The sequence below is a fragment of the Pseudoduganella guangdongensis genome (genome assembly GCF_009857475.1).
Lineage (GTDB): Bacteria > Pseudomonadota > Gammaproteobacteria > Burkholderiales > Burkholderiaceae_D > Rugamonas > Rugamonas guangdongensis.
In genome coordinates this window covers 48,732-68,202 of the sequence record NZ_WWCJ01000025.1, presented here as the reverse complement: position 1 = coordinate 68,202, position 19,471 = coordinate 48,732, and the positions used below count along the sequence as shown (strand labels likewise).

Genomic DNA, 19,471 nt, shown 5'->3' with positions numbered 1-19,471 from the left:
TGGTTTGCACATTATGGCATAATCCAATAAAAGATGCATGGAGGATATATGTTATCGAATCCCATGATGGAAGCAGTCGAGGCGCCCGGCAGCGCCGCTGCCAGCGCGGGCGCCGCGCCGCGCGCCGTGCTGGTGACCGACCCCAATCCCGCCAGCCGCGAGCTGATGCTGCGCCGCCTGCAAACGCTGGGTTATGCCACGCTGCAAGCGGCCGACGGCGCCCAGACGCTGGCGCTGTGGCGCAGCGGCGGGGCAGGGATGGTGATCACCGACAGCCAACTGACCGATATGGACGCCTACGCGTTGGCGCGCGCCATCCGCGCCGGCGACAGCGGCAATGTGGCGATCGTGGCGAGCTGGCCGCACGCCTTCCTGCGCGACCTGGAGGCTTGCTATGAAGCGGGCATCGACGACCACCTGCCGCAGCCGGCCAGCATGGCGGCGCTGGCGCGGCTGATGGCGCAGTGGCTGCCCCTGCCCGTTGCCGGCGAGGCCACGCTCGACCCGGCGCGCCTGAATGCGCTGGCCGGCGGCAGCACGCCTGTCGCCGAAAGCCTGCTGCAGGATTTCGCCGCATCGAATGCAGCCGACCGGCGCGCGCTGCAGCGCGCTTTCGCCTTGCGCGACCTGGCTGCCATTGGCCGCATTGCCCACGCGGTGCGCGGCGCCGCGCAGGCGATCGGCGCGGCCCGGCTGGCGCGCGCGGCCAGCGTGCTGGAAGCGGCCTGGCGCCGCTCCGACCTGCCTTCTGCGCTGGCGGGGCAGCCGGACTTCGACCGTGCCTGCACTGGCCTGGATGATTACCTGGCGTTGCGGCTCTCCGCATCGGCGTAGCCGCCTAGCGCGGGCAACTGCCAGATGCACCAGGCCGCCGCGATGCCAATCGACGCCACCACCAAGCCGACGCCGGTGATCACCTGGTCGTCCAGCGTGTAGGCATTGCACAGGCGCTGCGGCATGTCCTGGTACAGCATACCCGCAATCGCCATCATGGCGCAGAAATTGCCAAGGAAGAAAAGCTGGATCACCGCCGCCGCCCGCGCCAGCGCACCCGGCAAGAGGAAGCCGGCCAGGAACAGGCTGGCGAACTTGCCCAGCTCCGCCAGCGGCATCGTCAACGCCTGCTCCAGCGCGCGCGGCACCATCCAGTACGCGCTCGCCAGCAGCAGCCAGGTCAGCCCCGCCAGCCCATGCGCATCCCAGTGCGCCCGCGCCCCGCGCCCAGTCCCCGCCAGCGCACCTGCGACGACGATCATCGGCAGTTGCACTACCATATGCAGCGCCATCGACGCCTCAAGCGGTCCGCGTAAAAGCAGCGCGCCGCCCAGCAGCACCGCCGCCGGCGCAAGGCCCCTCATCGTGCAGCCTCCAGCGCCGCCTGCAGCGCCGCCTCCGGCTGCTCATAATCGACCACCCGCGACATCCGCCCATCGCGCCCAACGATATGGAAAGCGGCATTGTGCTGAAACTCCCCCAGCGCCGCCGGCAGAACGATAATCCCGACCTGCTCCAGCAAAGCCCGTCGCTGCCCCGCATCCGGCACCGCCGCGAACTGCCACACCGAAGGCTCGGCCCGCATGCGCCCGGCATACGCCGTCAGATCCGCCGCCGTATCGCGCGGATCGAAAGAGATGGTGAGCAAGCGCACCTTGTCCTGCCAGCCCCGGGCCAGAATCTCACGCTGCATCTGCTGCAGCTCCGACCCCTGCACCGAGCACACCGCATTGCAGCGGGCATAAAAGAACGTGACCACGGCCACCCGCCCATCCCCAGCCAGCAGGGCAGGCAAAGCCGCCACGCGCGAACCCGGCAGCACAAGCTGCGCCGGAACAAGCGCCAAGGGCGACTCGGCAATCGCCAGCCGCCGCCCCTCCTCAGTGGATACCACGCGAAACCCCATGGTCGCCTGCCACAGCGCCGCCACGCCACAGACCACCATGGCCGCGACCAGCAACGCGGTGCGCCGCAAGTCCCCGCGCTCCGCGCCCGCGCTACCCGGCCGGCTTGGCGAGCTTGGCGAGATCTTCATCCCCATTGAATGGCTCCTTGCGCGCGGCATCGGCATCGCGCACCGCCTTCACCGCAGCCGGCGACACCGCGGCCGCCTGGTTGCCGAAATTGGCCCGGATATAGCTCAGCACCGCCGCAATCTCCGCGTCGCCCAGCTTCTCGCCGAATGCCGGCATTTGCCCGTTATAAGCCGTGCCTTTCACAGTCAGCTTGCCCGTCACCCCATGCAGCAGGATGGCCGCCGCCACCTTCTCGTCGCCCACCACCCACTCCGAATCGGCCAGCGGCGGGAACACCCCCGGCAAGCCCGCGCCGGTCGCCTGGTGGCAAGCCACGCACTGCGCCGAATAGACCTGCGCCCCATCGACCGCAGCGCCGGCCGCGCCGCCGGCCTTCGCCTGCAAGGTCTCGATAGTGCGCCGGTCGCCCAGCGCCGGATCGTCATCGCGCACGGTCAGGATATAGCCGACAGCCCACGCCAGCGCCGTGCCCACCACCGCCAGCACAAACCACGGGATCGGCCGATCCTTCTCGGTCGGATCAGGATTCTCGCGCTGCTGCGCATCGAAATCACTTGGCGACATGCTGTCCCCCTTTCGCCTTCGGCGCCGGCAAGACCGGATAAGTATGGTCGAGTCCTTGCAGGTAAGCCACCAGGTCCAGCACCTCCGGCTTCGCCACCACCACCTTGCCCGCCGGCTTAAAGCCAGGCGGCAGGTTCACCACCCGGTCGCCCGGTTCCGCCGCATCCTTCACATCGAACAGGTAAGGGTAGGACGGCATGATCGAACCCGGCACGTAGGCGCGCGGCTGGTACATATGCCCCAGGTGCCAGTCCGCGCTGGGCTGGCGCGCGCCGATATTGAACAAGTCCGGCCCGGTGCGCATCGTCCCCAGCAAGTGCGGCGTATCGTAGTAATAATCCGCCGCCACCGAGGCCCGGCCCCAGCCGCGCTGGTCGTCCGGCGCCTGCGACTTGTCGCGCGGCTGCTGCGAATGGCAATACACGCAGCCATTCTCAATGTACACCTGGCGTCCGCGCAGCTGCTGCGCCGTGTAAGGCTTGAGCGCCGCCGGCGGCTCCGTATTGCGCAACTGCACATGCGGCACCACCACCAGCGCCGACGTGGCCAGGGCCAGGGTCACCATGGCCCCGCCCAGTAGTTTGAGTTCGTCTTGCATATCAGGCCTCCGCCAGGTTGCTGGACGGCGCGGCCGACCCGCCACCGGTATGCAGCAGCGCCGCCCCCACGCGGCGCGGCCCGTAGCGCAGCGCCATCGCCGTGAAGTGCCAGGCGAAGACCAGGTGGCCGATGGTCATGATGGCGCCGCCGACCGAGCGGCTTTTCAGCCACGGAATGGTCACCTCCACCGACTCCATGAACGGCCGCGCCGCATCCAGCATGGCCAGCCCTTGCAGCCAGCCGCCAATGGTCAGCCCCACGAAGTAGATCGAAAATCCCAGCACCACCAGCCAGAAGTGCCACGCGATCAGTTTCGGGTAAGGCCACTCCCACGCCATCACGCGCGGCATCACAAAGTAGATGGCACCGAACATCACCATCGAGAAGAAACCGTACAGGCCAAGGTGGGCATGCGCCACCGTGAAGTGGGTGAAATGCGCCACCGTGTTCACGCTGCGCAGCGCCTCGATCGACCCCTGGATCGAACTCAGGGTGTACATCATGCCGCCCAGGACGATGAAGCGCAGGGTGGGGGAGTGCAACAGCTTCGAAAAGTGGCCGCGCATGGTCATATGCTGGTTGATCGAGAAGGAGATCACCGGAATCACCATCATCACGCTTTGCACGATGGAGAGCGTGATCAGCCAGCCCGGCACCGGACCGCCGATCAGGTGGTGGCCGCCGACCTGGCCGTAGAAGAAGGCCAGGGTCCAGAAGCCCAGCAGCGACAGGTTATACGACTGCACCGGCCGCCCGATAATCTTGGGCAGGAAGTAGTACACCGACGCCACCGCCATCGGCGTATAAAACAGCCCCAGCACGTTATGTCCGAACCACCAGTTCATGGCCGCCTGCTGCACGCCAAAGTGCACCGCCGGCAGGTTCCCGATCAGGAACAGGATAGGGAACCAGAACAGCGCCGCCCCCATATACCAGATCGACACATAGAGATGGTGCACCTTGCGGCTTTGCAGGGTGTACACCAGGGGCAGGCCCACCAGCGCGCCGCCCGCCACCAGCAGCACGTCCACCTGCCACGGAATCTCCAGCCATTCCATGCCGTCGCTGATGCCCGCTGCAATGCAGCCCAGGCCCGCGATCAGGCCGGCATTCCACAGCATGGCGCCGAAGATCGCAAAGCGCCCGCCCACCAGGTTGGTTTTCAGGAGTCGCGGCAGCAGCCAGATGGCGATGCCCAGCGCCGCCATGGGCGCCCAGCCATAGGCCACGGCGTTCAGGTGGATGGTGCGGATGCGGCCGAAGGTCAGCCAGGGATACTGCACCAGCCAGTCCGGTTCGTGCAGCTTGATGGAGCTGGTCAGGCCCGCCGCCGTCGCCACCAGCAGCCACACCACGGAACAGGCCAGGAAGACAAAGGTGACAAAAGCGCTGGAGCGGTCGGCCTGCACCCGCTCGGCCAGCTCCTGTTCCAGCGCCGCCTGTTCGGCCGCATCGGGTTCGCGCCGCGCTTCGCCGGGGACCGGCTGCGCCAGCCCGGCGCGCTGCTGCGGCGTGGCGGCCGGCTCCTCGCCGTGCCCCACCTCGCCGGGGGAGAAAATCACGTTCGCCGCCGCCGAACTCGAATCAAACAAGCGATGCCGCAACGACCAGATAAAAACCAGGAGGCCGGTGACCGACAGTATGAAAGAAGACAGGAGTATGGTGACGGTATCCACAGCTATCCTTCCCGCCCGTCGACGCGGGCACGGCTCAAATATGGGGCATACACGAACAGGTAGAGCAGGAACGCCGACGACCAGGCCACAGCGGAAGCCAGTAACAGGTAGTCACGCACCCCGGCGGGGATAATATTGGCACACAAACGGGCCACAGCGCCAGCTTGCAGCATCAGGTACATGGCGCTTTCGGCACGGCCGGCGCGCAGCATGCGGCCGGTATGCCCCAGCGCGGTGCGCGTGATCATGCCCAGGATCAGGCCCGACATGCCGCCCACCGCCAGCGCGTGGAAGGCGCTGCTGGCCGAACCGATGCCGAGCGCCGCAAAGCCAAGCAGCAGCAGGCCGGCCACGACCCAGGCGTAGGCGACGTGCAGGATCCACAGCAGCGGCACGCGCAAGGTGGCGTGCGGCGCCCAGCCAATCAGGCGCCAGGCATTGATGCCGGCCGCCGCGAATGCGACCACCGCTACCAGCACGCCCGGCAAACCGGCCACCCAGGCCAGCGCCGTTGCCGCCAGCAGCGCAATGCTGGTTTTCTCGCGCCACGCCACGCTGACAGGCTGGCTGCCAGGCGCGCCGTTACGGGTGAACATCGGGATCACGCGGCCGCCGATCACCGCTTCCAGCACGGTGATCATCAGGATCGCGCCATGCACCGGGGTAAAGGGCGAGAGCGGAATCCAGCCGTTGGCCGCCGCATGGAACAGCAGGTTGGCCAGCGACAGCAGCGCCAGGATGCCCAGGATAGGGTAATTGCGCTTGCTCTGCGCCTGCACCAGCACGCGCCCAAAAGCCAGCGCGCACAAAGGCAGGAAGGCGCCGTCGATGACAAAGGCGCCCAGTTTGGGCGCCGCCAGCATGGCCACGCGCCCGGCGATCCACAGCAAGGCCAGCGCCGCCAGCTGGCCGCCGGCCGGGGTTGGCAGGTTGGTCCAGTTGCGGCCCGCCGTAAACAGGAAGCCGACGATCACCACGCCGCCAAAGCCGAACACCATTTCGTGCATATGCCACAGCATATTGGCCGTCGGCAGGGCTGGCAGCAGCCCCTTGTAGCTGGCTAGCCACAAGGGTATGGACAGCGCCGCCAGCAGGGCCGCCAGCAGGTAGAAGGGGCGAAAGCCAAGCCGCAACAGGGGATGCGGTTGCGTGCTCGGCGTCGGTTCAGTGGGAAGATGGATGCTGCGCATGGCTGGCCTCATGTTCTTAAGATGTATAATGAATGCTACATTACCGCTTAGGGTAAAGCAATATTCGAAATGCTTGTTTAGGCGACCTGGATCATGAGACTGACATCTTTTACCGATTACACACTGCGCTCGCTGATGTACCTGGGCATGAACCGCGACAAACTGGTCACCATCCAGGAAATCGCCGACCTGCACGACATCTCGAAAAACCACCTGACCAAGGTGATCCACCAGCTGGGCGCCAGCGGCCTGGTGGAAACCGTGCGCGGGCGGCACGGCGGCCTGCGCCTGAACCGCGAGCCGGAAGACATCAACATCGGCGACGTGGTGCGCGACAGCGAATCCGATTTCCATATCGCCGAATGTTTTGGCGCCGATAGCGGCAGTTGCGCCTTCCTGCGCGACTGCGCCTTGAAACGCAAGCTGGGCGAGGCCACCGACGCCTTCCTGCACGTGCTGGACGGGATGACGCTGGCCGATATCCTGCCCGGCCCGAAGGGCAAGGGCGGCGCCCAGCCGGTCATCCTGCAGATGCCGAAAAAGCAAGCTTGACGCCGCTGGCGATTTAATTAGGTATTTCAGATATATCTTTATTGACGGCGCCGCTTTTAAACATGTATGATGGATGCATGTTTAACCCATGAGGAGCCGTACCCATGCTGTCTGCAGAACACCGCGCCATCGTCACCGCCACCGTGCCTATCCTGGAGCAGGGCGGCGAAGCACTGACCCGCCACTTCTACCAGGTCCTGTTCACCGATTTTCCGCAGGTCAAACCCTTCTTCAACCAGGCCCACCAGCATAGCGGCGAGCAGCAGCGCGCCCTGGCCAACGGCATCCTGATGTACGCCAAGAATATCGAACGCCTGGAAGCCCTGGGCCCGCTGGCCGCCGCCATCGTCAACAAGCACGTGGCCTTGCAGATCCAGCCGGAGCACTACCAGATGGTGGGCGCCAGCCTGCTGAAAGCGATCCGCGAAGTGCTGGGCGCCGCCACCGCCACCGACGCGGTGCTGCAAGCGTGGGGCGCGGCCTACGGCCAGCTGGCCGATATCCTGATCGGCGCCGAAGGCCAGGCCTACCAGGCCGCCGCGGCAACGCCGGGCGGCTGGAGCGGCGCGCGCCCCTTCCTGGTCGCCGAAAAACGCGTGGAGAGCGACGAGATCACCACCTTCGTATTCCGTCCCGCCGACGGCCAGTCGGTCATGGACTTCGCGCCCGGCCAGTACATCGGCGTGCGCCTGGTGGTGGATGGCGAAGAGCAGCGCCGCCAGTATTCGCTGTCGGCCGCGCCGAACGGCCAGACCTACCAGGTCAGCGTCAAGCGCGAAGACGGCGGCAAGGTATCCGGCTTCCTGCACGGGCAAGTGCAGGTGGGCGACACGCTGGAACTGTTCCCGCCATCGGGCGCGTTCACCCTGGCCGAAGGCAGCCGCCCGATCGTGCTGATTTCCGGCGGTGTCGGCATCACCCCGACCCTGGCCATGCTGGACAAGGCGCTGGAGACGGGGCGCGAGATCCGCTTCATCCACGCCGCCCGCCACGCCGGCGTGCACGCCTTCCGCGACCATATCGACCGCCTGGCGCAACGCCACCCGCAGCTCAAGCGCCACTACATCTACGCCGAAGAGCGCGCAGACCAACCCGCAGCGGACGCCGTGGGCCTGCTGGGCAAAGAGCAATTAGGGGAATGGTTGCCGCAGTCGCGCGACGTGGACGCCTACTTCCTCGGCCCGGTGCCGTTCATGCAGGCGGTGAAACGCAGCCTGCGCGAACTGGGCGTGCCGGAAGGCCAGACCTACTACGAATTCTTCGGCCCGGCCAAGGCCCTGGATTAAGCGGGATTAAACCAGCAGCGCGGCATTCATGGCGGAGACATCGGCCTCCGCCTCTTGCAGCATGCGCAGGCGCTTGTCGTTATCGATGAACAGGTCCATCACGGAATCCTCGTGCGGGCCCTCATCTTCCTCGGCGGCCGCCAGCGGCGAGCGCACGGGCGAGAAGTGATTCGCCAGCAGCAGGGTGTCAAGCAGGGTCTCGGGCGGGATTTGCAGCATGCCGCCGCGCAGGCTCTCGATGGCCTCGGCCACCTCCTGCGGGATGCCGAGCTTCTTCACCACTTCGCGCGTGATGATTTCCTCGCTAGCGGTTTGCCAGTTTTCCGGATCGGGTTCCAGCAAGCCCGGGAATTCATCCGCGCGCGACAGCAGGTAGAAGCCGCCCACCTCATGCACGATGGCGGCGAACAGCGCCGTGTCCGGATTCACCCCGGTGACTTCGCGCGCGATGATGCGCGCCAGGCAAGCCACGTGGACGGTGTGCTGCCACAGTTGTTCCGCCTTGGCACGCAAGTCGGGATCGACGATCTTGCTGCCGAAGGCACGCACCACCATGGCCGCCGCCAGCGCGTACAGGTTGTGGTAGCCCACGCGCATGATCGCGTTGCGCACATTGGTGACATCCGGCCCGCCGGTGCGGTTGAACATGGCTGAGTTCGAGAGGGCGACGGTGCGCGCAGCCAGTTGCGGCTCCGCCAGCACCAGCTTGATCGCATCCTCCATCGGGCAGTCCGGATCATCCAGCGCGAGTTGGACCCGCAAGGCGGCGTTGACGCTGGTAGGAAACACGAGGTCTCCCCGGATCGCCAGCGCAGCGACGTGTCCGAAGGCTTCCAGTTTATTCATGTGGAAAATTATACGGCCCCAAGGCCCTTACTGCCAAATGGACAAAATTCGGGGTCAGGTCTGACAATCGGACAATCTATGCGCGAAGCGCATAGATTGTCCGATTGTCAGACCTGACCCCGAATTGATCAAGCGCCGGCCAGTTGCGGCTGGCGGGGGGCGCTCTCGCGGCTGTAGCGGGCGGCGCAGAGGTCGTCGGCGAAGATGGCGGGGCGTTTGGCGGACATGATGTCGGCCAGCAGCTGGGCGGAGCCGCAGCTCATCGTCCAGCCCAGCGTGCCGTGGCCGGTGTTGGTGAACAGGTTGCGGATGGCGGTGCGGCCGACCACGGGCGTGCCATCCGGGGTCATCGGGCGCAGGCCGGTCCAGAAGGTGGCTTCGGCACTGTTGCCGGCGCCGGGGAACAGGTCGTTGACCACCATTTCCAGCGTCTCGCGGCGGCGCGGGTTGAGCGCGGTGTTGTAGCCGGCGATCTCGGCCATGCCGCCGACGCGGATGCGGTCGTCGAAGCGGGTCACCGCAATCTTGTAAGTCTCGTCCAGGATGGTGGAGGTCGGGGCTTTGTCGCCGTCGACGATCGGCACCGTGATCGAGTAGCCTTTCAGCGGGTAGACCGGGATCTCGAACAGTTCTTTCAGGAACGGGGTCGAGTAGGCGCCCAGGGCAACCACGAAGGAGTCGGCTTGCACCAGCTCGGCGCCGCATTGCACGCCTTTGACCTTGTCGCCTTCCATCACCAGTTGGTCGATCGCGACGCCGTAGCGGAATTTCACGCCCAGCTCCCGGGCCATGGCTTCCAGGCGGGTGGTAAACAGCTGGCAGTCGCCGGTTTCGTCGTTCGGCAGGCGCAGGCCGCCCACCAGTTTGTGTTGGGAGGCGGCCAGGCCCGGTTCGGCCTTGATCAGGTCGGCGCCGGTCAGCAGCTCGTACGGCACGCCGGTTTCTTTGAGCACTTCGATATCCTTGGCGGCGCCGTCGAGCTGGGCCTGGGTGCGGAACAGCTGGGTGGTACCTTTCTGGCGGCCTTCGTATTCGATGCCGGTGGCGGCGCGCAGCACTTTAAAACAGTCGCGGCTGTACTCGGCCAGGCGCACCATGCGTTCCTTGTTGATCGCGTAGGATTCGGCATTGCAGTTGCGCAGCATTTGCCACATCCATTTGAGCTGGAAGGTGGTGCCGTCAGGGGTGATGGAGAGCGGCGCGTGGCGCTGCAGCATCCATTTCATGGCTTTCAGCGGGATCCCGGGGGCGGCCCATGGCGAGGCGTAGCCGGGCGAAATCTGGCCGGCGTTGGCGAAACTGGTTTCCAGGGCAGGGCCGGGTTGGCGGTCGAGGACGGTGACGTCGTGGCCGGCTTGGGCCAGGTAATAAGCACTGGTGACGCCGATCACGCCGCTGCCAAGGATAACTACGCGCATGGATTGCCTCCGGAATATTTGTTGCGGATTATTTTGCTATGATAAGTAGTTTTACCTAGTATTTGTTACTATATAAGCCCGTCGAAACAGTAAAAAATCATGCGAATCCAAAAGGAATCGGTCCGGCAGCTGGACAAGATTGATCGGAAGATACTGCGCATCCTGCAGGAGGATGCGCGCATTGCCATGAAGGACTTGAGCGAGCAGGTGGGCTTGTCGATCACGCCCACCATCGAGCGGGTCAAGCGCATGGAGCGCGACGGCGTGATTTCCGGCTACCACGCACGCCTGAATCCGCGTGCGCTGGGGGCGAGCTTGCTGGTGTTCGTGGAGATCACGCTGAACCAGAAATCGGCCAGCCATTTCGAACAGTTCCGGCGCGAGGTGCTGCGCATTCCGGAGGTGCAGGAATGCCACCTGGTGTCGGGCGATTTCGATTACCTGATCAAGGCGCGCATCCATGAGATGGCGGAGTACCGCAAGCTGCTGGGCGATATGCTGTTGAACCTGCCCGGCGCGGCGCAGTCCAAGTCCTATGTCGTCATGGAGGAAATCAAGGAAACTTTGATTTTGGCCACGGAGCCCGCACAGTAGGCGCGGGACAATGACGCTTTCTACCCAAGGAGCGTACCATGTCCTCGAACAAACCCGATCCGGTAGCACATATGTCCGACTTGCATGATTCCGAGCACAAGTTTGAACTGGCAATGGCGAAGCAGAGGGCGGAGACTTTTCGCTGGATGCTGTTCCAGACCACGGTCATTGTTGGGGCGACGGCGGGGCTGCTGAAACTGTTTGGGTGCTGACGACGCATGGTCTAGAATGCCATTAGCCTGGACTGAGCGAACGGAGTATTTGTGCAAAGCACTTATGGAGCCGCCAGCGTCACCCCACCAGCCGCCCCGGCGCCGGCTGTCCCCGAGCACGCGGTTTTGCTGCGCTGCCTCGATGAACACCTCTCCACCGACCAGAGTTTCACTTCCGCCCTGGCGCGCACCGTGGGCGCCATCGCCCGCACCGACGGCAATATGTCGCTGGCTCAATTCGCCGCCGTGACCGACCTGGCGGGCGATGGCCGCGCGTCCGCCGTCTTCACCGCCCTCATGCTGAACGCCATCGAGTGCGACATCACCGTCGACTGGGCGCTGCACGCGCTGGGCCGCTCCAGCCCGACCGTCGCCGAGCATGCGCGGCACAGCGCCTTCAACCTGATGAAGCCGCTTCTGGTCTTGCAAGGCACGGCGGCGCGCCCGCTGGCGCAGAAGGTGGCCAAGGCGCTGCAGATCAAACTCAGCGCGGAACAATTGTTCGGCTTGCCGCCCGAGGCCGAGCGCCGCTTGCTGAGCAACCTGGGCAACCAGGCGCGCCTGCTGGTCAAGGGCCGGGGACTGGCTGACTCGGTGGCGGACTTTGGCCGCAGCACGGGCCATGCCGAGCTGCTCAATCTCGCGCGCGGCTACCACGGCGGCCTGATGAGCCAGCAGGAACTGCGGGATGCCGTGGAGCGCAGCGTGGCGACCATTTGCCAGGGCATCGAGAGCTACCGCGAGCATGAAAGCGCCACCTCGGCCTGCGAGGCCAATGCCGCCAGCCTGCTGGCCACGGCGCAGCAGCTGCGCCACCAGGTGCAGCAGCGCCTGGCCCTGGTCGATGCCCGCATCGCCTACGAACGGCGTGTGCTGCACCAGGATATCGAGGACGCCGTGCACGATGCCGGCAACGCCATCGAACTGGCCCTGGCCGCCAATCCGGACGCGCGCGAGCAGGCCAGCGGCGCCCAGTTCGGCAAGGAGATGGAGTCGCGCCTGGACCGCGTGGTGCAGCGCAAGGAGGAGGTGCTGGATTTGCTGCAGCACGACTTGTCGCTGTTCCAGTCCGATATCCGCCTGACCCAGTCCACCGTGTTCGAACGCCAGCACCACGCCACCCTGGCACGCCTGATGCCGCGCATGCGGGTCGGCACCCGCCTGGCGCAGGGCGTGGATACTGCCGCCAATATCACCCTGATGGGCAGCGCCGTGGCCGCCGCCAGTACCGGTACGGCGGCCTACCTGTTCGGGGTGGCCGTGGTGCTGCCGGTGGTGGCGCCGGCAGCGCCCTTTGTCGGCGGCGCCGTGCTGCTGGCGGGCGCCTTCAAGTGGTTTGCCGATGCCGGCCGCCGCAAACGCTCGGAAATCCAGGACCGCCGCCGCGCCTTCGAAGAGGAATTGCGCAAGCGCCTGCAGGAAGTGCAGGCGGCCTTCAGCCGCCAGCTGGACCGGATGGCGGCCAGCTTCCACGAGTCGGCCACGCAGCTGCTGACGCCGCTGATGCTGGAGGCGGAGGCGGCCGGCCGGGTGCAGGCGGTGCGCAAGCGCATTGCCGACAAAGTGATCGCCCAGGCCAACCGCGCCATTGGCGAGCTGCGCACGGCGCTCGGCGCGCACGCCTGAAAAGTGTTGCTTTCAAATAGCTATGTTCGCTGGCGCACGTAGCGGCTGGAACTTGCCTTGATACAATGGCCAGTGCGCAACGCGCTTTTTCAACTACTTATATAATCACAATTATGAAGACCCAGCTCTTAGCCGCCGCCATGCTGGCGCTCAGCACTTCCGCCTTTGCCACCGATGTGGGGGTTTCCGTCACCATCGGCCAGCCAGGCTTCTACGGCCGCATCGACCTGGGCAATATGGCGCCGCCGCCGGTGCTGTATCCGCAGCCGGTGATCATCCAGCGTCCGGCGCGCATCATCGCCGAACCGATGTACCTGCGGGTGCCGCCAGGCCATGCCAAGAAATGGGGTAAGCATTGCCACAAGTACAACGCGTGCTCGCGCAATGTCTACTTCGTGCGCGACGAGTGGTACACCAACGAATATGCGCCGCGCTATCGCGAAGAACATCGCGGCGGCCGCGATTATGACCGCCGCGACGATGAGCGCGGCCATGGCAAGCATAAGGATAAGGACAAGGGCCATGGCCATGGCCATGGCAAGCACAAAGACTGACCGGGGCGGCCGGGATCGCCGCCGACTTTAGGAGAGCTGTTTGCGAAGCAAATATGTGATCGTGGGCGGTGGCGCCGGCGGCCTTGAGCTGGCGTGCAAACTGGGCCGGAAACTGGGCCCGCAACAGGTGATGCTGGTGGATAGCCGGCTTTACCATATCTGGAAGCCTTCGCTGCACGAGGTGGCGGCGGGCACCCTGGACATTCACCAGGAGGGCCTGTCCTACCAGATGCTGGCGCATGACAACGGTTTTACCTATGTGTACGGCGCCATGACGGCGCTCGATGCGGCCGCCCGGCAACTGACCGTGGCGGCGATTGCCAGCGAGGCCGGCGAAGCCGTCCTGCCGGAACGCAGCATCGGCTACGACGCGCTGGTGATGGCGGTCGGCAGCACTTCCAACTATTTCGGCGTGCCGGGCGCGGCCGAACATACCATTTCCCTCAATGCGACGGAAGACGCGGAACGTTTCCGCCTGACCCTGCTCAAGCTGCTGACCAAGGCCGCTTTGCAGAAGGGGCAGGAGGGCGCGGCCGGCGTGGATGTGGTCATCATCGGCGGCGGCGCCACCGGCGTCGAGCTGGCGGCCGAGCTGCGCGAGGCCAGCGGCGTGTACACCGCCTACGGCTTCGGCCACCTGGACCCGGTGCGCGACGTGCGCATCACCCTGCTGGAAGGGGCGCCGCGCATCCTGGCGCCCTTGCCGGAACGGGTGTCGTCCGCCGCGCTCAAGCTGCTGGACCAGCGCGGCATCAATGTGGTGACCGATTGCCGCGTGACGGCGATCGCGGCCGACCATGTCAGCGTGGGCGCGCACAGCTATCCTTCGGACATCGTGGTGTGGGCGGCGGGCATCAAGGCGCCGGCCTTCCTCGCCACGCTGGGCCTGCCGGTGGCCAAGGGCGGCCAGCTGGAGGTGACGGGCGCGCTGCAGGTGAAGGGCGTGCCGGGCGTGTATGCGCTGGGCGATTGCGCGCTGTGCCTGGGCGCGGATGGCAAGCCGGTGCCGCCGCGCGCCCAGGCGGCGCACCAGCAGGCCGATTACCTGCTGGAGACCTTCCTGCGCGAGGCGCGCGGCAAGGCGCCGCAGGACAAGCCCTACGCCTACCGCGACTATGGCTCGCTGGTGTCGTTCGGCCAGTCGACCTCGGTCGGCAGCCTGATGGGCTCGCTGCGCGGCTTCAGCTGGTTCGTCGAGGGCTTCTTGGCGCGCATGATGTATGTCAGCCTGCACTTGCTGCACCACCAGGCGGTGCTGGGCACGATACGCACCGGTGTGCTGGCGCTGGCGCGCTTCCTCGTGAAACGGGCCACGCCGCTGGTCAAGCTGCATTGATGCGCGGCGCTGGACTGGCTGCCGTGCTGGCGGCGGCTTGGCTGCTGGGCGGGTGCTACAACCGCGCCCAGGATGTGGCGCAGCTGGCGCGCCAGCATGCCGTGGCCGCCGGCCGGGTCGCCATGCTGGAGTGCCGCCAGAATGGCCGCTGGTGGTATGAGTTCACGCTGGACGGCAAGCTCAGGCGCGGCATGTCCAACGATCCCGCTGGCTGCCAGGCGCGCCGCGTGGGCGATGCTGTGCCGGTGTATTACAACCCGGCACATCCGGCGCTGCACCGTGCGCTGGCGCCGGCGGCAGCCTATGAGGCCGAGCATGGCTTTTATGTTCCCGAGTGGCTGTGGTTCGGCCTGGGGGCGCTGGCGCTGCCCTTGTCGGCCTTGATGGCGCTGCGGCGCGGCAGCAAAAACTAGCGGTTCAGGGCGCCGGAATCGGCGGCTTGGGCAGGGTCACGGTCAGCACGCTGCCCTGGCTGCCATTGGCGGCCAGCGTCAGGCTGCCGCCGAGGAATAGGGCGCGCTCGCGCACCAGGCGCAGGCCGTGGCAACCCTGCCATGCGGCGTCGGCGGCGCCGCTGCCGGGGCCGGCGCCATCATCCTTCACCATCAGCACGATGCTGTCGTCCATGTCATCCATAATCACATCCACTGTGCTGGCGCGGGCGTGGGCGGTAACGTTGCGCAAGCCTTCTTCCGCCGCGCGCAGCAGCACCACGCGGTGCCCGCGCGGGCAGGCCGGCTCGTCCTCGGGCAGGCTGCAGCTGGCCTTGATGTGCTGCTCCGCAGCAAACTGCGTCACCAGCTCGCCCAGGGCCACCCGCACGCCGAGGAATTCGAGCTTGTCGTTCCACAGCTTGTGCTGCATGGCGCGGTTGGTTTCGATGACGGTGTGCAGCAGGTTCTTCATCTGCGCCGCGCGCTCGAGCAGGGCCGGTTCCTGCGGCAGTTTGGAGGTCAGCAAACCCAGGTGCATGGTGAGCGCCGTCAACGAGGAGCCCAGGCTGTCGTGCATCTGGCGCGACAAGGCGCGCCGCTCGTCGTCCCAGCAATTGTTGATGTAACCCAGCAGCTCCCTGAGCTCAGCAGCGTCCGTGGTGGCAGACATATGTTTGGTAGTCCATGTTTATTGCCCCGATCATACATGAGGATGGTGTGTGGTGGCGCACATACAGTCAGCAGTGCGGCTGCCAAGCTGGCAGCTCACAACGAGGAGACGGAAATGAAAGACGCCATTGCATTGCTTAAACAGGACCACGCCAACGTCAAAGCCATGTTCAAGGAGTTCGAGGAGCTGGGCGAGCGCGCCTTCACCGGCAAGAAGAAGCTGGCCGACAAGATCTGCCTGGAGCTGAGCAAGCACGCCACGGCCGAGGAGGAAATCTTCTACCCGGCCATGCGCGCCGCCAGCAAGGAGGCGGAAGACCTGGTGGACGAGGCCACGGTCGAGCACTCCACCGCCAAGGACCTGATCGCCCAGATCAGCGAAATGGACCCGCACGACGACCTGTTCGACGCCAAGGTCAAGGTGCTGGGCGAATACATCGAGCACCACGTCAAGGAGGAAGAGGGCGAGATGTTCCCCAAAGCGCGCCAGGCCGGCCTGGACTTGCAGGGCATGGCGCGCGAGATCGAGGCGCGCAAGGATGAAATCGAATTCGTGCCGCCGCGCATGGCGGGGCTTACGTCCGGACAGCCGCCGGCGAACTGGCCAGGCACTCGGTGATGGCGCGCAGCAGCTGGTCGACGTCGACCGGTTTCACCAGGTGCATGTCGAAGCCGGCGTCCATCACGCGCCGCTGGTCGTCGGCCAGGCCGTAGCCGGTGAGCGCGATCAGCTTGATGTGGTGGGTGTCGGGGTTGGCGCGCATGCGGCGCGCCACCTCGTAGCCGTCGATGCCGGGCAGGCCGATGTCGACCAGGGCGATATCGGGCCGCGCCGCCGCCGCCGTGGCCAAGCCCTGGAAGCCGTCGGCCGCGTGCTGCACCGGGTAGCCGTAGCAGCTCAGCATCATGGCCATCATTTCGCGGCCATCGTCGTTGTCCTCGACCAGCAGCACGGCGGGTTTGGACTGTTCGCTTGTTTCCATGAGGGGCACCTTCGATTCGTTGACATGCTCAATGCACGGGAGGTGGACGGTAAAGGTACTGCCTTCGCCGGGGCCGGCGCTGTCCGCCAACACCGTGCCGCCGTGCAGTTCCACCAGGCGCCGCACCAGGGCCAGGCCGATCCCCAAGCCGCCTTGCGCACGGTCCAGCGTGCTGGTGCCCTGGACGAACACATCGAACACCTGCGGCAGCAGTTCGGCCGGAATGCCGACGCCGCTGTCGTGGATGCTGAGCGTTAGCTCGTCATCGTCGACGTCGCAGATCACTTCAATGCGCCCGCCGGGCGCCGTGTACTTGAGGGCGTTGTCCAGCAGGTTGCAGAACACCTGCTCCAGGCGCGTCGCGTCGCCGTGCACCCAGCACGGCGCGATGTCGGCCCGCAGGTCGTAATCGGCCAGGCGCCCGGTGGCGTGGAAGGTTTCCAGCGCAGTGTTGAGCAAGGCGGCCAGGTCGAGCGGCGCGCGGTTGAGCAGGATCTTGCCCGACATGGCGCGGCTCAGGTCCAGCAGGTCGTCCACGATGCGGCCCAGGTGGCGGCTCTGGCGCTGGATGATCTTCTTGGCGTGGCCCACGCTGTCGGCCGGCACGCCCGGCAGGCCGATCAGGGAGGCGGCGCTGCTGATGGCCGAGAGGGGGTTGCGCAGCTCGTGCCCCAGCATGGCCAGGAATTCGTCCTTGGCGTGGCTGGCCCGCTCGGCGGTCTTGCGTTCCTCAATCTCGCGCAGCAGGCGCTGGTTGCTGGCGATCAGGTCGGTGGTGCGCTGGCTGAGCTGGCGCGCCTGGCGCCGCAATTCCTCGTTCTTGGTGGCCAGGGCGACGAAGACGCTGATCTTGGCGTACAGCATTTGCGGGATCACCGGGGTGAACAGGAAATCGACCGCGCCGCGCTGGTAGGCTTTCAGCCGGTCCAGCTCGTCGGCCACGAAGGCGGTGATGAAAATGATCGGGATGTCGGCCGAGCGCGGGCGCTGGTGGATGGCTTCCGCCGTTTCAAAGCCGTCCATGCCGGGCATGTTCACGTCCAGCAGGATGACGGCAAAGTCGTGCATCAGCACCTCGCGCAGGGCGTCCTCGCCGGAACGCGCGGCGACCACCTCATAGCCTTCCTGCGCCGCCCACTGCCCGAGCAGGTTGGTCAGCGCAAACAGGCTGTTGGCGTCGTCGTTGACGACGAGGATCTTGGGCTTGTCCACCCGCCGATCATAGCGTTGCCCTTTTACACTGTCAAAAGAACAGCTTCAATCGGACGCGTCGTGTGTACGCCTGCGCACAGTCAGGCGCGCCGGGTGCTGCCATAGTGAAATCTCGTCCAATGAAGGAGCTACCATGAATATCGACACCATCGTTGACAAGCAGTATGTGGGCAAGAGCTTCCGCGATCTGGCCGAGGCGCCCGTCAGCGCCTTGCGCGGCGTGAGCGGCAAGGATGCCAAGGTGCTGCAGGCGGCGTTCGGGGTGCAGAGCGTGCGTGACCTGGCGCAGCTCAAGTTCGTGCGCTGGGCCTGCGCCATTGCCATCCTGGCCGACGAGGAACAGCTGGCGCCGGCGGAAAAAGCCAAGGAGGAGTTGCTGGATGACGCCGTGGAAATGACCTTCCCGGCCAGCGATCCGATTTCGGTGGATGCCGGCATCACCCGCATTGAAGTGGCGCCGGAAAAGGTCGATGCGCAGCAGGATCACCAGCACGCCGGCAAAGTGGAGCAGTCAACGGAAATCGGCCGCGAGGCGGAAACCACCTGAGGCCCGGCGCTTGGGGGCCGGGGCCCCGGCCCAGGCCGGCTCAGATGGCGGCGGCCCGTGCTGCCGCCACCGCTGCGCTGGGCACGGCGCCAGGCGCCGCCGCCGGTACCGGTGCCGCGGACGCTGCCGCCGCGCAGCCCGAGGCCACGCAGTAGCGGTTCTTGCCGGTGCGTTTGGCTTCGTACAAGGCGGCATCGGCTACATGCATCAGGTTGTCGACCGTGGTCGCGTCGTCCGGATAGAGGGCGATGCCGAGGCTGGTCGACAGCTGCAACACCAGGCCGTTCACGTGGTAGGGCTGGGCCACCACCTCGATCAGTTTGGTGGCCGGTTCCTGGGCATCGCGCAGGGCGTCCACATCCCCCATGACAATCACGAACTCATCGCCGCCGATGCGCGCCACCGTGTCTTCCTTGCGCGAGGAGTTGACCAGGCGTTGCGCCACCTGTTTCAGGATTTCATCGCCGTAAGCGTGGCCGTGGGTATCGTTGATGGCCTTGAAGCCGTCCAGGTCCAGGTACATCACGGCCGTGCGGCGCTGCTGGCGCGCGGCGTGCTGCACCGCGGTGGCGATGCGGTCTTCCAGCAGGCGGCGGTTGGGCAGGCCGGTCAGCGGGTCGTGCAGCGCCAGTTCCTGCTGCTGTTTGCTGTAGGACGCCAATTCCTTGTAGAGCAAGCGCACCTCCAGCATATTGTGGATGCGCTTGTGCACCTCCAGTAAATCGAAGGGCTTGCTGATGAAGTCGCGCGCGCCGGCTTCCAGCGCCGCGATCTTGAAGCTGGGCTGGGCGGTCAGGGCCAGCACCGGCAGATAGCCTTCCTGCTCGATTTCCTTCAGGCCCTTCATGACCTGGAAGCCGTTCAGCTCGGGCATTTGCAGGTCGAGCAGGATGAGGTCGTAGCAATGCTGGCGATGCAGGGGGCAAACCTGCTCCGGCAGCATGGTGGCCGTGACATTGGTGTAACCGGCATCGCGCAGGATCTCCAACATCAGGTCAATGTTGTCAGCGCAATCGTCAACTACCAGGATCTTGGCGTTCAGGATCTCATCAGGGTTGGGCATCGCGGTCTCGGGAACTAAGGAACTAGTGTAACTTGGAACAGTTTGCCATGGCGCACGGGTCCGCACTGGTTGTTAACTA

At 65.7% G+C, this 19,471-nt stretch carries 22 protein-coding genes; 11 read left to right on the top strand and 11 right to left on the bottom strand.

Annotation, left to right across the window (positions count from 1 at the left end; translation table 11 throughout):
* Positions 1–48: 48 nt before the first annotated feature.
* Positions 49–834: a response regulator gene (locus GTP41_RS24020; protein ID WP_161028119.1), complete on the top strand. Its 786-nt coding sequence runs from the start codon at positions 49–51 to the stop codon at positions 832–834.
* Here the strand turns inward: GTP41_RS24020 and GTP41_RS24015 are convergent.
* Genes GTP41_RS24015 through GTP41_RS23990 form a run of 6 tightly spaced genes read right to left on the bottom strand, consistent with a single transcriptional unit; the run spans position 801 to position 6,060 of the window.
* Positions 801–1,358: a hypothetical protein gene (locus GTP41_RS24015; RefSeq protein WP_161028118.1), complete on the bottom strand. Its 558-nt coding sequence runs from the start codon at positions 1,356–1,358 to the stop codon at positions 801–803. The genes GTP41_RS24020 and GTP41_RS24015 overlap by 34 nt on opposite strands.
* Complete coding sequence (locus tag GTP41_RS24010; protein WP_229503042.1) at positions 1,355–2,035, bottom strand: SCO family protein; 681 nt, start codon at positions 2,033–2,035, stop codon at positions 1,355–1,357. Before GTP41_RS24010 ends, GTP41_RS24015 begins: the two co-directional genes overlap by 4 nt.
* Positions 1,992–2,594 (bottom strand): c-type cytochrome, encoded by a 603-nt coding sequence (locus GTP41_RS24005; RefSeq protein WP_161028117.1) that lies wholly within the window; start codon positions 2,592–2,594, stop codon positions 1,992–1,994. Before GTP41_RS24005 ends, GTP41_RS24010 begins: the two co-directional genes overlap by 44 nt.
* Positions 2,581–3,192, bottom strand: coding sequence for a cbb3-type cytochrome c oxidase subunit II (locus tag GTP41_RS24000; RefSeq protein WP_161028116.1), 612 nt, complete (start codon positions 3,190–3,192; stop codon positions 2,581–2,583). Before GTP41_RS24000 ends, GTP41_RS24005 begins: the two co-directional genes overlap by 14 nt.
* A 1-nt stretch (position 3,193) precedes the next feature.
* A complete protein-coding gene (locus GTP41_RS23995; protein WP_161028115.1) occupies positions 3,194–4,870 on the bottom strand; it encodes a cbb3-type cytochrome c oxidase subunit I in 1,677 nt (558 codons plus the stop codon).
* Positions 4,871–4,872: 2 nt separating this feature from the next.
* Positions 4,873–6,060: an NnrS family protein gene (locus GTP41_RS23990; protein ID WP_161028114.1), complete on the bottom strand. Its 1,188-nt coding sequence runs from the start codon at positions 6,058–6,060 to the stop codon at positions 4,873–4,875.
* A 93-nt stretch (positions 6,061–6,153) separates the two neighbouring features.
* Between GTP41_RS23990 and GTP41_RS23985 the strand changes: the two genes are divergently transcribed.
* Both GTP41_RS23985 and hmpA read left to right on the top strand, forming a co-directional pair.
* A complete protein-coding gene (locus GTP41_RS23985) occupies positions 6,154–6,612 on the top strand; it encodes an RrF2 family transcriptional regulator (RefSeq protein WP_161028113.1) in 459 nt (152 codons plus the stop codon).
* Between the two features lie 104 nt (positions 6,613–6,716).
* Positions 6,717–7,898 carry an NO-inducible flavohemoprotein gene (gene hmpA / locus GTP41_RS23980; RefSeq protein WP_161028112.1) on the top strand — a complete coding sequence of 394 codons (1,182 nt, stop codon included), beginning with the start codon at positions 6,717–6,719 and terminating at the stop codon, positions 7,896–7,898.
* Between the two features lie 6 nt (positions 7,899–7,904).
* On the opposite strand, the gene GTP41_RS23975 is transcribed toward hmpA, so the two are convergent.
* Both GTP41_RS23975 and GTP41_RS23970 read right to left on the bottom strand, forming a co-directional pair.
* Positions 7,905–8,744, bottom strand: coding sequence for an HDOD domain-containing protein (locus tag GTP41_RS23975; RefSeq protein WP_161028111.1), 840 nt, complete (start codon positions 8,742–8,744; stop codon positions 7,905–7,907).
* Positions 8,745–8,872: 128 nt separating this feature from the next.
* Complete coding sequence (locus tag GTP41_RS23970) at positions 8,873–10,162, bottom strand: D-amino acid dehydrogenase (protein WP_161028110.1); 1,290 nt, start codon at positions 10,160–10,162, stop codon at positions 8,873–8,875.
* A 99-nt stretch (positions 10,163–10,261) separates the two neighbouring features.
* On the opposite strand from GTP41_RS23970, the gene GTP41_RS23965 reads away from it, so the two are divergent.
* The 6 genes from GTP41_RS23965 (at position 10,262) to GTP41_RS23940 (ending at position 14,897) form a co-directional block, all read left to right on the top strand.
* Positions 10,262–10,756 (top strand): Lrp/AsnC ligand binding domain-containing protein, encoded by a 495-nt coding sequence (locus GTP41_RS23965; RefSeq protein WP_161028109.1) that lies wholly within the window; start codon positions 10,262–10,264, stop codon positions 10,754–10,756.
* A 38-nt stretch (positions 10,757–10,794) separates the two neighbouring features.
* Entirely contained in the window at positions 10,795–10,968 is a 174-nt protein-coding gene (locus tag GTP41_RS23960; RefSeq protein WP_161028108.1) for a hypothetical protein, read from the top strand.
* Between the two features lie 51 nt (positions 10,969–11,019).
* The gene (locus GTP41_RS23955) at positions 11,020–12,594 is read left to right on the top strand and encodes a hypothetical protein (protein ID WP_371867392.1); all 1,575 of its coding nucleotides are present in this window, start codon (positions 11,020–11,022) and stop codon (positions 12,592–12,594) included.
* Between the two features lie 113 nt (positions 12,595–12,707).
* Positions 12,708–13,148: a hypothetical protein gene (locus GTP41_RS23950; RefSeq protein ID WP_161028107.1), complete on the top strand. Its 441-nt coding sequence runs from the start codon at positions 12,708–12,710 to the stop codon at positions 13,146–13,148.
* A gap of 40 nt (positions 13,149–13,188) precedes the next feature.
* Complete coding sequence (locus tag GTP41_RS23945; RefSeq protein ID WP_161028106.1) at positions 13,189–14,484, top strand: NAD(P)/FAD-dependent oxidoreductase; 1,296 nt, start codon at positions 13,189–13,191, stop codon at positions 14,482–14,484.
* Positions 14,484–14,897 (top strand): DUF3592 domain-containing protein, encoded by a 414-nt coding sequence (locus GTP41_RS23940; RefSeq protein ID WP_161028105.1) that lies wholly within the window; start codon positions 14,484–14,486, stop codon positions 14,895–14,897. Before GTP41_RS23945 ends, GTP41_RS23940 begins: the two co-directional genes overlap by 1 nt.
* Before the next feature lie 4 nt (positions 14,898–14,901).
* Here GTP41_RS23940 and GTP41_RS23935 read toward each other — a convergent pair whose 3' ends face one another.
* Entirely contained in the window at positions 14,902–15,588 is a 687-nt protein-coding gene (locus GTP41_RS23935) for a sensor histidine kinase (RefSeq protein WP_161028104.1), read from the bottom strand.
* A gap of 114 nt (positions 15,589–15,702) precedes the next feature.
* Between GTP41_RS23935 and GTP41_RS23930 the strand changes: the two genes are divergently transcribed.
* Positions 15,703–16,206: a hemerythrin domain-containing protein gene (locus tag GTP41_RS23930; protein WP_161028103.1), complete on the top strand. Its 504-nt coding sequence runs from the start codon at positions 15,703–15,705 to the stop codon at positions 16,204–16,206.
* Here GTP41_RS23930 and GTP41_RS23925 read toward each other — a convergent pair.
* Positions 16,163–17,782: a response regulator gene (locus GTP41_RS23925; RefSeq protein WP_161028102.1), complete on the bottom strand. Its 1,620-nt coding sequence runs from the start codon at positions 17,780–17,782 to the stop codon at positions 16,163–16,165. The genes GTP41_RS23930 and GTP41_RS23925 overlap by 44 nt on opposite strands.
* A 133-nt stretch (positions 17,783–17,915) precedes the next feature.
* On the opposite strand from GTP41_RS23925, the gene GTP41_RS23920 reads away from it, so the two are divergent.
* Positions 17,916–18,329: a hypothetical protein gene (locus GTP41_RS23920; RefSeq protein ID WP_161028101.1), complete on the top strand. Its 414-nt coding sequence runs from the start codon at positions 17,916–17,918 to the stop codon at positions 18,327–18,329.
* 40 nt (positions 18,330–18,369) lie between these two features.
* Here GTP41_RS23920 and GTP41_RS23915 read toward each other — a convergent pair whose 3' ends face one another.
* On the bottom strand, positions 18,370–19,392 hold the full coding sequence (locus tag GTP41_RS23915) for a diguanylate cyclase domain-containing protein (protein ID WP_161028100.1): 1,023 nt from the start codon (positions 19,390–19,392) through the stop codon (positions 18,370–18,372).
* Positions 19,393–19,471: the final 79 nt, after the last annotated feature.